Annotated in this window: 11 protein-coding genes; 8 read left to right on the forward strand and 3 right to left on the reverse strand. The window is 38.6% G+C overall.

Annotated elements, in window-relative coordinates; all coding sequences use genetic code 11:
• The first annotated feature begins 7 nt into the window (after positions 1 to 7).
• The 5 genes from EM4838_RS00995 to EM4838_RS16755 all read left to right on the forward strand — a co-directional run bounded on the left by EM4838_RS00995 (position 8) and on the right by EM4838_RS16755 (position 3188).
• Entirely contained in the window at positions 8 to 1339 is a 1332-nt protein-coding gene (locus tag EM4838_RS00995; RefSeq protein WP_023519077.1) for a 6-phospho-alpha-glucosidase, read from the forward strand.
• A 68-nt stretch (positions 1340 to 1407) separates the two neighbouring features.
• Positions 1408 to 2574 carry an MFS transporter gene (locus EM4838_RS01000; protein WP_023519078.1) on the forward strand — a complete coding sequence of 389 codons (1167 nt, stop codon included), beginning with the start codon at positions 1408 to 1410 and terminating at the stop codon, positions 2572 to 2574.
• Positions 2575 to 2653: 79 nt separating this feature from the next.
• Complete coding sequence (locus tag EM4838_RS01005) at positions 2654 to 2929, forward strand: AbrB/MazE/SpoVT family DNA-binding domain-containing protein (protein WP_023519079.1); 276 nt, start codon at positions 2654 to 2656, stop codon at positions 2927 to 2929.
• Positions 2923 to 3051, forward strand: a complete 129-nt coding sequence (locus tag EM4838_RS17025; RefSeq protein WP_010736358.1) for a hypothetical protein — start codon at positions 2923 to 2925, stop codon at positions 3049 to 3051. The genes EM4838_RS01005 and EM4838_RS17025 overlap by 7 nt, the downstream gene beginning before the upstream one ends.
• Positions 3009 to 3188, forward strand: a complete 180-nt coding sequence (locus tag EM4838_RS16755) for a type II toxin-antitoxin system PemK/MazF family toxin (RefSeq protein ID WP_230469334.1) — start codon at positions 3009 to 3011, stop codon at positions 3186 to 3188. Before EM4838_RS17025 ends, EM4838_RS16755 begins: the two co-directional genes overlap by 43 nt.
• A gap of 206 nt (positions 3189 to 3394) precedes the next feature.
• Here the strand turns inward: EM4838_RS16755 and EM4838_RS01015 are convergent, their stop codons facing one another.
• Positions 3395 to 5530, reverse strand: a complete 2136-nt coding sequence (locus EM4838_RS01015; RefSeq protein WP_023519080.1) for a glucosaminidase domain-containing protein — start codon at positions 5528 to 5530, stop codon at positions 3395 to 3397.
• Between the two features lie 400 nt (positions 5531 to 5930).
• Positions 5931 to 6959 carry a ribose utilization transcriptional repressor RbsR gene (rbsR, locus tag EM4838_RS01020; protein ID WP_023519081.1) on the reverse strand — a complete coding sequence of 343 codons (1029 nt, stop codon included), beginning with the start codon at positions 6957 to 6959 and terminating at the stop codon, positions 5931 to 5933.
• Between the two features lie 559 nt (positions 6960 to 7518).
• On the opposite strand from rbsR, the gene EM4838_RS01025 reads away from it, so the two are divergent.
• Genes EM4838_RS01025 through EM4838_RS01035 form a run of 3 tightly spaced genes read left to right on the forward strand, consistent with a single transcriptional unit; the run spans position 7519 to position 11260 of the window.
• A complete protein-coding gene (locus EM4838_RS01025; RefSeq protein WP_010736355.1) occupies positions 7519 to 8220 on the forward strand; it encodes an ABC transporter ATP-binding protein in 702 nt (233 codons plus the stop codon).
• An 11-nt stretch (positions 8221 to 8231) separates the two neighbouring features.
• On the forward strand, positions 8232 to 10943 hold the full coding sequence (locus tag EM4838_RS01030) for an ABC transporter permease (RefSeq protein ID WP_010736354.1): 2712 nt from the start codon (positions 8232 to 8234) through the stop codon (positions 10941 to 10943).
• Positions 10944 to 10960: 17 nt separating this feature from the next.
• Entirely contained in the window at positions 10961 to 11260 is a 300-nt protein-coding gene (locus EM4838_RS01035) for an antibiotic biosynthesis monooxygenase family protein (RefSeq protein WP_010736353.1), read from the forward strand.
• Positions 11261 to 11417: 157 nt separating this feature from the next.
• On the opposite strand, the gene EM4838_RS01040 is transcribed toward EM4838_RS01035, so the two are convergent.
• Entirely contained in the window at positions 11418 to 12512 is a 1095-nt protein-coding gene (locus EM4838_RS01040; RefSeq protein ID WP_019723357.1) for an AI-2E family transporter, read from the reverse strand.
• Positions 12513 to 12801: the final 289 nt, after the last annotated feature.

Consider the following 12801-nt stretch of genomic DNA (forward strand, 5'->3'; position numbering starts at 1 on the left):
GATAATTATGAATAAGAAAAAAAGTTCAATCTTGATCGCCGGTGGAGGGAGCACATATACACCTTCATTAGTGATGATGTTAATAGAAGACCGAGAACGATTTCCAGTCAGAAAAATTAAATTTTATGATAATGATGAACAAAGGCAAGCAGTTATAGCAAAAGCATGCGCGATCATCCTCGCAGAACGAGCGCCAGAAATCGAATTTGATTATTCAACAGATCCTAAAGAGGCTTTTACAGATGTTGATATCGTCATGGCACAACTAAGAGTTGGAAAATATGCCATGAGGGAACAAGATGAAAAAATTCCATTTAAGCATAATGTTGTAGGTCAAGAAACATGCGGACCAGGGGGACTTGCTTATGGGTTGCGCTCGATCGGGCCAGTCTTAGAACTAGTCGACTATATGGAAAAGTATTCACCGGATGCTTGGTTATTGAATTATTCTAATCCAGCAGCAGTGGTCGCAGAAGCAACAAGAAGGTTTCGTCCCAATTCAAAAATCATCAATATTTGTGACATGCCCGTTTGTTTAGAAGATATCATGGCTCGAGTGATTGGGCTACGGGATCGAAAAGATTTTGAAACGTCTTATTTTGGCTTGAATCACTTTGGTTGGTGGACAAGTATCAAAGACCATGACGGTAATGACTTGCTGCCGAAAATAAGCACCCATGTAAAAAAATATGGCTATACAGAACAAACACAACAAGGCCAACACAAAGAAACAAGCTGGTTGGAAACCATGTTAGCAGCCAAAGAGTTACATGAAATTGAGCCGACCTTTTTATCCAATACGTATCTAAAATATTATTTGATGGCTGATGAAACGGTTGCTCATGCCGATAAACAGTATACAAGAGCGAATGAAATCATTGATGGACGGGAGAAAATCGTTTTTGAAGAATGCCAGCGGATTATTAATAACCAAACAGCTAAAGACACGCTTTTTGTCTCTAATGAGCATGCCTCATTTATTACAGATCTAGCTTGCGCGTTGACATTCAATACAAAAGAGCGCATGATTCTGATCGTTGAGAATAATGGTGCCATCTCTAATTTCAATCACGATGCGATGGTCGAATTGCCTTGTATCGTAGGGAAAGACGGTTATGAAGTACTATCGATTGGTGAGATCCCTACTTTCCAAAAAGGTTTAATGGAACAGCAAATTGCATCTGAGAAGTTAGCAGTCGATGCTTGGGGACAAAAATCATATCAAAAATTATGGCAAGCCTTCATCATGAACAAAACGATACCTAGTGCAAAAGTAGCGAAGGAGATCCTTGATGAAATGCTTGAAGTCAATGCTCCTTATTGGCCGGAGCTTCACTAGGTATCACTTATAAAAATGAAAGGGGTCGGCTGGAGGAGATTCTTCAGCCGATCATTTTGAAAGTAGATATGGCAGTAAAGAATAAATTTCAACTCGTCTATTTTTTTCAGTATGCGTTGATGGCTACTTTGATGACACAGATCGTGCCGTTTTTGACCGAACAAGGCTATGATGCGGTCCAGAGAGGCTGGTTTTTGGCTTCTTACAGTGTGACCACGATGATCTTCCAAATCTTTATTGGCTATTATTCTGACCGAAGCAAGCAGATAAAAAAAGTTGCCATGGTAGTTTCTGTACTATTCGTATGCTTTGCAATCACTTTTTATATGTTAGGAAAAGATATCTTGCTAATGCATCTGATCGTACTGGCTATTGCAGGAGGGCTATCCAATACAGGAGCAACCGTCCTAGATAATTGGGTGTTATCAGAGTCAGAGATGCGAAACAACCTTGCGTCGATCAAAGCAATAGGTTCTTTAGGTTGGAGTGTGATGAGTGTATGTATTCCGGTATTCATTTTTAATAATAATTATCAGTGGCTGCTCGTTCCTTTTCTCTTTTTTCTAATCAGTTATTTGTACATCGCAAAAACAGTGCCTCAAACACCTCACGATACAAAGGAACCTAAAGAACAAAAAAATGAGGGATTTAATCTTTCGGATATGTATCAGCTGTGCAAGAATGGGGAGTTTTTATGTTATACGTTCCTATTTTTTCTTTTATATTTAACGATCGTCGCCAATAATACGATCGTGATTGACAAGTTACTCTTAATGGATAGTGGAAATACGTTCGTGGGATTAAAGTGGGCGATTCAAGCTTTCTGTGAAATCCCGGCGTATCTTTTATTGAATCATTCGGTGACAAAATGGAAAAATGAGCGATTGATTTTTATTTCTGGTTTCTTTTTGGTCCTGCAATTTTTGATTTATGCAACTTCACGAACGCCGTTAGTATTGCTTGCTGCCAGTTTCTTGCAGTTTTTTACTGTTCCAGCTTTTACTATCGGTAGTCGAATGATTATCAGTGAGATTACCCCTATAAATATCTTTTCTTCAGGGCAACTTCTATCTATAAGTGTTTATATGGGGCTTTCTTCCTTCATTTCTCCATTACTTGGCGGTGTCCTGGCGCAACAGTTATCATTGAACCAAGCACTTTATTTTTTTAGTCTGCTGCCAATCTTCGCTTTTATTTGTTATTACTGTTACAGGAAGTATCAAAGAAATAAATGAAAAATCTGAACAGATGTGTACAAAAAAAGTGGGGGATGCCATACTTTTTTTGTATATCAAATAAAGGAGAGGAATACTTATGGATAAAAAAGTGCAAGTCTCAGCTAAAATGACATCTAAAAATCAAATCACTGTCCCTAAGAGTGTGCGTCAAACATTAGGCTTGAAAGAGAATCAGAAAGTTATTTTTGAATTCACGCCTGAAGATGAACTTAAAGGGACTAGTGAAAAAACAATTATGGCTTATGAAGACTTTTGGAACAATGAGTTGGTTGTGATGGAAGAACATGCGAGTGATGATACAGAAATCGTTGATTTTGGAGAGGATGTAGGCGAGGAGAAAATCGAATGGTAAAACAAGGGGATATTATTTTTATAGATTTGGTTCCAACAAAAGAGAACGGACTAGCAAAAAAAAACGACCGTGTGTCATCATTAGCAATGACAACTATAACAAGATTTTCAATGCCGTTTTAGTCATGCCAATCAGTAGTGCAACAAAATATTTACAGGAAAAATATCAACGCTCAGGTGCATTTCAAACAATTTTTGATACAGCGATGTATACAATCAAAGGAACGATATTATGTCAAGATATCCGAAGCATCGATTGATCTTAACGCAGTAATCTTCAAATGGCTGATCAAATTGATCCTCAAAAGAAAGAAAGGTTATCAGAGATTGCCAAATATTTTTTCTAACCAATAATGTAACTTTCCAGCGCCCATTTAGGTGGAGTAAGATACATAAAAAGAACCAGAACTCAGAAGTATTCCATCAACTTCTGAGTTTTGGTTCTTTGATAGAGTGTCCATTTTTGCTATCTCAAGAATTGTTTCATCCGAAAGACACGATCAAGGTTCAAGCGACTAGCAAGTGGCTGATCGGTTTCTCTGACCGTTACAGAAAGTTTCTGTGGGATCTCTCTCACTGAAAAATGATGCCATAGGTCCCAGAAAGAAGCAAATCTTAATTCTGATAGATATAGAAGTGAAGGGTTTCTTTGATTGAATAACGAAATGGTCATTCTAGATGAAGTAGACGAAGAATTTCGCCAACGAGTAGGAACGACAAAGGAATCCATTCGCTCATTTGTTTCAGAATCCTGTTTTTCTTGTTCTTTTGGTTCGTCGTATTGCGTCAAGTCATAGGCTTCAATGATGGCATTCAATTTCCTAGAATATTGTCGATCTGTCGCATAGCGCCCTTCTAAATACTTCGTTGCTTCTCGGTAATCTTTAGTCTCAGATTTCCACGTTGGTTTATAAAAATCAGCATTATGAGATAAGCCGTTTTTGATCAAATCTGCGTAGTCTTTTAAGCTTTCTTTGTAAGAGGGGTATTTACGAAATGCTGCACGGATTTGATAGTTTTGCCCAGCTGCCGTTTGTTCCAATGTGTTGAAGGAAATACTACTCCCTTTATAAGCGCCCTTGATCCCAAAAAGATTATAGTTCGGTGAACGAGAAAGCAAGCTGTTGCCAGAACCACTTTCTAGAATAGCTTGTGCCATCATAACAGAAGCATAAATATTTTCTTCTTGCCCAATTTCTCGAGCATCTTCAGCGATTTTTTCAACAAACTGATCTGTTGTTTGATTTTGTGCGAAATGGAATGAATCGTTGATCCCATCTAAAATCGGTGAACTAGCTAACGAATTTGTCGCTCGTGGTAAACCAGCTATATTGACACGTAAGGCAAAGTCGGGTCTGTAATCCTTGATGGAAGTGATCCGCACATGGTCACCCGGTTGAGGGGCATGGATGTAATTCCCATTACCAATATAAATACCTACATGATGGGTAGTACCCGAAGCAGGTCCCCAAAAAACTAGATCGCCTGGTTGAGCATTCTCGACAGGGATTTGTGTACCCGCATATTGTTGTTCCCCTGTCCAACCTCCAATCGAATGGCCAGTTACTTTTTTATAAATGTAATAAGTCAAACCAGAACAATCGAAAGTCGTAGGACCTTTGGCACCCCAAACATATGGTTTTCCTAGCTGGCGATATGCTTCTTTTACAAGTGCTTGTTGGGTGCTTGTTGTGTTGGCCGGTAAAATTGCTTCGATTGGTGTTTTTACAACAAAATCAGATGATTCTGAAGCTGGGTTTTCAATTCGATCGGGCGTCTGAGGCCGATTAGTGTTTGTTGTCTGGTTTGAAGATGAGCCATTATTGTTTGTTGATCCTGTAGAACCACTTGTATTCCCATTATTATTTGAAGAACTTGGTGGTCGTGAAGGATTTGTCGTATTTCCTGTAGTTGAATTTCCGTTGTTGTTGCCATTATTTCCCGAATTGCCAGTATTGCCATTATTACCACTATCCGGAATATCTGGAGTAACTGGCGTTGGCTCAGAAGAATCCGCCGTTTCTTCTTCTGGAGAGATTGGTTCAGAAGGGGAAGTTGACGACTCAAATTTTGCGGAGATCGTTAAATCAGTCACGCCGACTGTAAAAATTTGTTTGGTATAGTCGATTTCTTGCGCACCTTCGATTTTGACAGAAACTAATTGTTCATTCGTTTCAGGTGTGATCATATATGTAACTTTGGTTCCTTCTTTTAAGTCTTTGACTTTGCCAGACTTAGAAATCTCTAGAAAATCTTCTTCTGTGTACTCTCTTGTTTTGATCTCAGATTTTTCTTTCTCTTCATCAACGATCTTCAATTTGATTTTTTCACGTAAATTCCGAGCAATCGATAGCGTCCGAGTGGCTGTTTCGGTCGATTCTTCCGTTGATTCCTCTGGATTATCGGAAGAATCTGTTGAAGAACTTGATAGCGTGGAATCATTAGTACTTGAATCGGTCGTAGCTGAAGGTGACTCCGCAACGATCGTGCTTTCGGATGTCTGTGTTCGCCTGATTGTAGCAAATGCAGGCTGTGTAGATAACAAAGTTGGAGCAATCAGCCAAGATGCTGCAAGTAGGCGTATTGCTGTTTTTTTCTTCATAACGAAATACTCCTTTTCTTTTTCCACAGTTGCACTAATAAAGTTGCATCTGTTCTGTCAGTTGCTTGATTTCGTGAATATATTCAATCATGATTCACGAATAAAAAACAAATAAACATTGGACAAAAGTATTAAGTAGCTATTCATTTCGTTTGAACATTCATTGTTTGATGTACCCTATTTCATTTGTGGGGGCACAAATTTTGGGGGAAATGAGTACACTTACTATAAGTTTACCAAAGATTTATCAATTCTTCAAAACATTTCGTTAAATAACGAACGTAAAAAAAGCCTTGGTTGCTGGCTTTTTATGGAAGAAATAAAAATATAAAATAACGCATTATTTAAAAAACCAATGATAACAGGTTCAGTCATCATTGATTCGCAACAAATATTCGTGTTATTGAGGGGCGGAGAGATCGATCGATTGAGTTGAGGAACGTTGGATCAACTCTACGGGCAATAAAAGTTCTTCCCATGATTTATCAGGGTGTTGGATGCGTTCTAAGAGTAAACGAGCAGTCGCTTTACCTAACTCTAAAATGGGTTGAGCAATGGTCGTTAATTTAGGCTTCATGTATTCACACATATCAATATTATCATAGCCAATGATGCTATAATCTTCGGGAATGAGTTTATCATGCTCCGCTAATCCGCGATATACACCAAAAGCTAGTTCGTCATTCAATGCGAAAATCGCTGTAGTAGCAGAGGAAAGTAAATCAGGAACGATTTCATAGCCCCCTTTTTTTGAAAAGTGAGTAGGGAACCAATGAATCTGTTTCTCAGAATGATCCACATGTTTACACGCTGCTAAGAAACCATCTATCCGATTTTGGACATTTTGAGGTGTCTGTTGTGGATAGACTAAAGCAACTTCCTGATGACCTAAGCCTAGTAGATGCTCACCGGCTAAGTACCCACCTTGATAATCATCTGTTAAGACCGCATCACTAGAACCTTCTGCTTTTTTCTGATCTAATACGATAAATGGTTTCCCTTGTTTCTTCAAAGAAACTTGAAGGGCTTTCGTTGAGACAGCCGAAGAGGCAATAATAAACCCGTCGACACCACGTTGCGTCAACTCAAGTAAATAATCCGTTTCTTTTTGATGATCAAAATCTGCATTGCATAGAATCGTGACAAAATTTTGTTGGTAAAGATAGTCTTCGATCCCTTGCATCAACGTATTGAAAAAAGGATTGGTGATATCAGGGACAAGAACACCGATGGTTTTTGTTTTCTTTGTGATCATTTGACGTGCAATGTAATCGGGTTGGTAACCTAATTCGTCTCTTGCTTTTACTACTTTTTTGACCGTATCTGGATGGAATTTTGCTTCATTGCCATTCAAGATCAGTGAGACAGTTGCGATGGATACGCCTGAATGTTTCGCAACGTCTTTGATCGTCACTTTTTTCTTTGCCATTGCTATACTCCTATCTCTTTCTTAGTGTCATTTTCCCATGAATACGTAAAGAAGTAAATGATGATTCTGTGATATTCGTCATCTTGCACACCCTAGAACCGAATAAAAGGTATTCCAGAAGTAAAACTTCAATAATAAAATAAGCCAAAAAAATCAAAAAATGAAAAAGCCATTTTAGCTTTTCCACTCTTATTACTCAGTACTAATCGCTTCTCTCACGACCTCTTGTAAACGGTGTTCAAGGCGCAACACTTCGGACATAAGACAAAAAATAAAAAATGAAAGAACCATTTTCTATTTTTCTTTCTTATACCTCTGTGCTGAACGCGCCTTTCACGACCTCTTGTAAACGGTGTTCAAGGAACAGCACTTCGGACATAAGACAAAAAATAAAAAATGAAAGAACCATTTTCTATTTTTCTTTCTTATGCCACTGTGCTGAACGTGCCTTTCACGACCTCTTTTGAAAAGGTTTTTTTCACAACCTTTCATTTCAGTGTTAAAATATAAGAGATTTACCAAATAGATAAATAAACGGGAGAATGAAGGTGGAAGTTTTATGAAATATGTAGAAGTAAAAAATGAATTTAAGCGTTACCAGATGGGCGAAACAACGATTACAGCGAATGACGATATTTCATTCTCCATTGAAAAAGGAGAATTAGTGATTATTCTTGGGCCTAGTGGAGCAGGGAAATCAACGGTATTGAATATTTTAGGTGGGATGGATACACCGGATGAGGGACAGATCATTATTGATGAAACAGATATTGCTCAATTCAATGACAAACAATTAACGGCTTATCGCCGGACAGATGTTGGCTTTGTTTTTCAATTTTATAATCTTGTTCCTAACTTAACTGCAAAAGAAAATGTTGAATTGGCAACAGAAGTTTCGCCAAATGCGTTAGATCCTGTAGAAGTTTTGACACAAGTTGGGCTTGCGCACCGGTTGAATAATTTCCCATCACAATTATCAGGGGGCGAACAACAACGTGTGTCGATTGCACGAGCGCTTGCGAAAAACCCAAAATTATTACTTTGTGATGAACCAACTGGCGCATTGGATTTTGAAACAGGAAAACAAGTATTGAAATTGTTGCAAAATGCTAGTCGTGAACATGGCAATACCGTTTTGATCATTACACATAACTCGGCTTTAGCACCAATCGCTGACCGAGTAATCCATATCAACGATGCAAAAGTCCGTGCAGTCGAATTGAATGAACAGCCTTCATCTATCGATGAACTTGTTTGGTAAGGAGGTTTGCCATGAAAAATAGAACTTACCTCAAAGCAGGATTTCGTGAAATACGCCAATCAAAAGGCCGCTTTATCGCGATTATATTGATCATTTTACTCGGCACGCTCTTATATGTAGGCGTCAAGACAGCTGGTCCTGTGATGCAAAAAACGATGGATGAATATGTCAGGGCAGGTAAACTCTCTGATCTACAGATCGTTTCGACAGCAGGATTGACGAAAGAAGATGTTGCAGAAGCAGAAAAACTCTCAGATGTAACCGTTGAAACGGGCAAACAACTATATTACGCGAATGCCAATAAAAATGAAGTTGTCCAAGTATTCTCTTACGCTCCAGATATGAAACAAAATCAGTTGACGGTGATCGATGGTCGCTTGCCACAATCGGATGATGAACTTGTACTAGATGAGAAGGCAAAAAATCAAGGATACAGCATCGGTGACACCTACACGATTGAATCAGATGACTTGAAAGAGACGGCGTACAAGATTACAGGTTTTGTCCGCTCGCCGTTATTCATCAATAATTTAGAACGAGGTTTTGCAAATGTAGGGAACGGGAGTATTGATTACTTTGCCTATGTCCCACAAGATAATTTTAAAACAGATATCCAATCCGTATTATATCTCGACTTTGCAAATGTCGACGATTTAAATACGTACAGTGAAGAATACCAAGAAGAGATGGAAAAAAACATCGAAAAGCTGGAAGGGTTGTTTGAAGAGCGACCGCAGCAACGTTTAGAACAGCTGAAGCAAGAGGGCAAGGATGCTTTAGCCCCTGCAAAACAAGAAATCGCAGCCGGAAAATCACAAGTGGCTGATGCGAAAAGTCAATTAGAAGCAGCGAGAACGCAGATTGATCAACAACGTCAAGTCTTGGAGCAGTTACCTGAACCGCAGCGAACACCGGCATTGAGTGCTTTAGCGGAACAAGAAAGTCAATTATCAGAACAAGAAGCACAATTGACAACAAAAGAAGCGGAGCTAACAGAGGCCGAAGCGTCTATTGCGGAGAATGAAGAAAAAATCAATGAATTAGCCAAGCCAACTTATCTTTTCCAAGAACGATCGGAAAATGTCGGCTTTCAGGAATTTGGCGATCTAGCTGAACGCATCGCAGCCATCGCAAATGTCTTTCCAGTCTTTTTCTTCTTTATTGCAGCATTGATCACTTTTACCACGATGACACGGATGGTAGAAGAAAATAGACGAGAAATCGGTACATTGAAAGCCTTAGGATACAGTAAATTGGAGATTGCCAAAAAATATGCCATTTATGCTTGTCTCGCTTCAGGTATCGGAATCATTTTAGGAACGATATTAGGAACCAATCTTTTGCCACGGATCATTTTTGAGCTTTCAAACGAACGTTATGATATTGGCAGTGCGGTGATTTTCTATGATTGGCCACCAATCATCCAAGCAGCTATTGCGTTCTTCATTGCTGCTTTTGGTGCAGCGATGTTAGTTCTATTCAAAGATCTACGCGAACGACCAGCTGCTTTGTTACAGCCTAAAGCACCGAAACCAGGGAAAAGAATTCTTTTAGAATACATTACTCCTCTTTGGTCACGTTTAAGCTTCAACCAAAAAATCAGTTATCGTAATCTTTTCCGTTATAAATCACGGATGTTCATGGCAATCATCGGAATTGCCGGTTGTGCAGGATTGATGGTCGCAGGAGTTGGGCTAAAGGATTCGCTTAGCTCGGTTTCTGCCAAACAGTTTGGACCAATCATTGATTATCAAGCGATCGTAACGACCAATCAAACTGATGAAACGAGTCAAAAAGAAATTAATGATGCAATGGATGATCAAGCGAAGATCACTGATCGTTTAGCGGTTGATTCGCAAACGATTGAACTACGTAAAAAAGGCCAAGCATCACAAAGTTTGACATTGATGGTACCAGAAAATGAACAAGCATTAGAAACGTTCATCCATCTGAAAACAACGGACGATCAATCGGTAGAACTACCAGATCATGGGCTTGCGATTACACGTAAAGCGGCCGAATTATTCGATTTATCTGTCGGTGATACGGTGGAAATGTATGATGACGATCAACAAAAATTACATGGAACGGTGGCAGTCATTTTGCAAAATTATTTGGGTAATTTTGTCTATATGAGTCCAACGTACTATGAAGAGATTTCTGGACAGCCAATGACAACCAATGCGTATCTACTCAAAACAGAAAAGATGTCGAAAGAAGAAGAGGATACACTCTCAGAAGAATTATTGAAAACGGGGGCGGTTACTAATACCTCTTTTATTTCGACACAGATCAAGAACCAAGAAGAATCTCTTTCAAATTTAGATGCAGTGGTCATCATTTTCGTCGTTCTATCTGGTTTATTGGCGTTTATCGTTTTATACAATTTAACGAATATCAATATCTCTGAACGAGTACGTGAACTTTCTACGATCAAAGTATTAGGCTTTTTTGATAAAGAAGTCACGATGTACATCGTTCGAGAAAATATCATCTTTACTTTATTAGGGATTTTTGGAGGATTTGGGATCGGTTATGTGCTGACCGACTTTATCTTACGCCAAGCTTCAATGGAATCAGTGATTTTCCCGTTAGTTATTACCTGGGTTGCTTATACACTATCCGCTGCTTTGACGATTCTATTCACGGTGATCGTGATGATCGTCACTCATTTCAAATTGAAGCATATTGATATGATCGATGCATTGAAATCAAATGAATAACGAGTGGGGGGACTAAGATGAGTATTACTGTGAATATCCTATATAGCGGTAAAGAAGGCAATGCAAAAGCATTTGCCCAAGAAATGACAGAGCGAGGAATCGTCGAACGCATTCGTGCGCAAGAAGGAAATGAACGTTATGAGTATTTTATTCCTTTAGAAGATGCTGAATCGATCTTATTGGTGGATCGCTGGACAAATCAAGAAGCAATCGATCGTCACCACAAATCAGAGATGATGGTGGAGATTGCTGAATTACGAAAAAAATATCAGTTGAAGATGAAGGTCCAACGTTTCATCGATGAACCAACAGAATAGATCAAACGATAGTTCTGATCCGTTTATTGCTTATTCTTGAAAAAGAAGATCGCAATAAACGGTTTTTTTGTTGAAAAATAGAGGAGAATAGATAAAGAGAGCCTCGGGGCAAAGCAAAAAAAGGATAAACGGTAAATTTCCCCGTTTATCCCTAGGATTATTCAGTTGGATGAGTTGAATTAGCTGTATCAGTAGTGTTCTTAAAGCGAATAAAGCTACGGATCATCTCCCGAATGATCGTATACGTCGGCAATACGAGGATCATTCCTAATAAGCCAAACAAGTTCCCAGCGACAAGTAAAAGAAAAACAGTCGCAATTGGATGGATATGAATCATCTTATTCATCACTAGCGGAGACACCAAGTAAGATTCACCAAATTGAATCAAGGTGATGAAAGCTACTAAGAGTAAGGCTGTTTTAACGTCTTGACTTAATGCGTACAGTAAAGCCGGTGCAGCACCAATAAACGGACCAAAATAAGGAATGATATCCATCAATCCACAAATCAAGGCAAGTAATAACGCATTTGGCAAGCCTAATACTTTAAAAACAAGATAACTCCCCACACCTACATACGTGCAGACTAAAAGCTTGCCACTAATATAGGTCGAAGCTGCTAAATGGAAATCATGGCACCAATCTCTGACTAACTGATGGAATTTCTTAGGCGTGTAGCGTGTCAATATAGCTGGAATCCTGTCGCCATCTTTGAACATATAAATCAGTAAGAGTGGAATCGTAAAGAGAATGATCGCAGAGCGCGAAACGATTTCGAATACATTGACTAAACTTGAAGTGGCACCTGAAACAAATTGTAAAACAAAACGTGTCAATTGGTTCAATTCCAGTGTATCAATAAATGGGAGCAAGCGTTCTTCTAATAAGGAACCATCTAGATTCTCTGCCAAAACATAAAGAATTTGAGGAACCTGACCGATAAATTTACTGATTTCCAAAATAATGATCGGTAAAATCACTTGTACGGTCAAATACACAGTTAACAAAATCAGTAGCATCATCAGTGTGACCGCAAGCGTTCTTGATTTTATATATTTGAGGAGTTGATTGTATATTGGAAGAAAAATATAAAATACGAAAACTGAAATCAAGATTGGCAAGAAGATACTTGCCATGATCGCTTCGAGTGGCCTGAAAATAAAAGTGATCTTAGAAAAAATAAAAATAGTGATTCCTGTCAAGCTAAGTAAAACAAGTGTTGCAAATAATTTGGAACGTTTTAAAAAAGTCATAGTAGAGATCCTCCGCTTTTTGGCTTTTTATCGTTTAGGGTATGTATGAAAAAAGCATGTTACTTGAAGACTGTTCAATCGATTTTAGATGCTACAAGCTGATTTATATCACGACCCTATACTTAAATATAACATAACTAAAAGAATTTATTTTCTTGAAAAAGGAATTTGTAAAAAAATAAATAGTTAAATGAATTGAGCGCGGCGTGAATGATCGATTTAACGTAAAATATTTGCTGGGAAAATGATGGCACACATTTCCTAGCGTCATTGATTTACAAACGCTTAC

The sequence above is a fragment of the Enterococcus mundtii genome (assembly GCF_002813755.1).
GTDB lineage: Bacteria > Bacillota > Bacilli > Lactobacillales > Enterococcaceae > Enterococcus_B > Enterococcus_B mundtii.

Bases quoted from the DNA above. Each gene is read 5' to 3' on its own strand.
- EM4838_RS17025 (WP_010736358.1), top strand. From the start codon at position 2,923: ATGGTAAAACAAGGGGATATTATTTTTATAGATTTGGTTCCAACAAAA.
- EM4838_RS00995 (WP_023519077.1), top strand. From the start codon at position 8: ATGAATAAGAAAAAAAGTTCAATCTTGATCGCCGGTGGAGGGAGCACA.
- EM4838_RS01000 (WP_023519078.1), top strand. From the start codon at position 1,408: ATGGCAGTAAAGAATAAATTTCAACTCGTCTATTTTTTTCAGTATGCG.
- EM4838_RS01005 (WP_023519079.1), top strand. From the start codon at position 2,654: ATGGATAAAAAAGTGCAAGTCTCAGCTAAAATGACATCTAAAAATCAA.
- EM4838_RS01025 (WP_010736355.1), top strand. From the start codon at position 7,519: ATGAAATATGTAGAAGTAAAAAATGAATTTAAGCGTTACCAGATGGGC.
- EM4838_RS01040 (WP_019723357.1), bottom strand. From the start codon at position 12,512: ATGACTTTTTTAAAACGTTCCAAATTATTTGCAACACTTGTTTTACTT.
- EM4838_RS01035 (WP_010736353.1), top strand. From the start codon at position 10,961: ATGAGTATTACTGTGAATATCCTATATAGCGGTAAAGAAGGCAATGCA.
- rbsR (WP_023519081.1), bottom strand. From the start codon at position 6,959: ATGGCAAAGAAAAAAGTGACGATCAAAGACGTTGCGAAACATTCAGGC.
- EM4838_RS01015 (WP_023519080.1), bottom strand. From the start codon at position 5,530: ATGAAGAAAAAAACAGCAATACGCCTACTTGCAGCATCTTGGCTGATT.
- EM4838_RS01030 (WP_010736354.1), top strand. From the start codon at position 8,232: ATGAAAAATAGAACTTACCTCAAAGCAGGATTTCGTGAAATACGCCAA.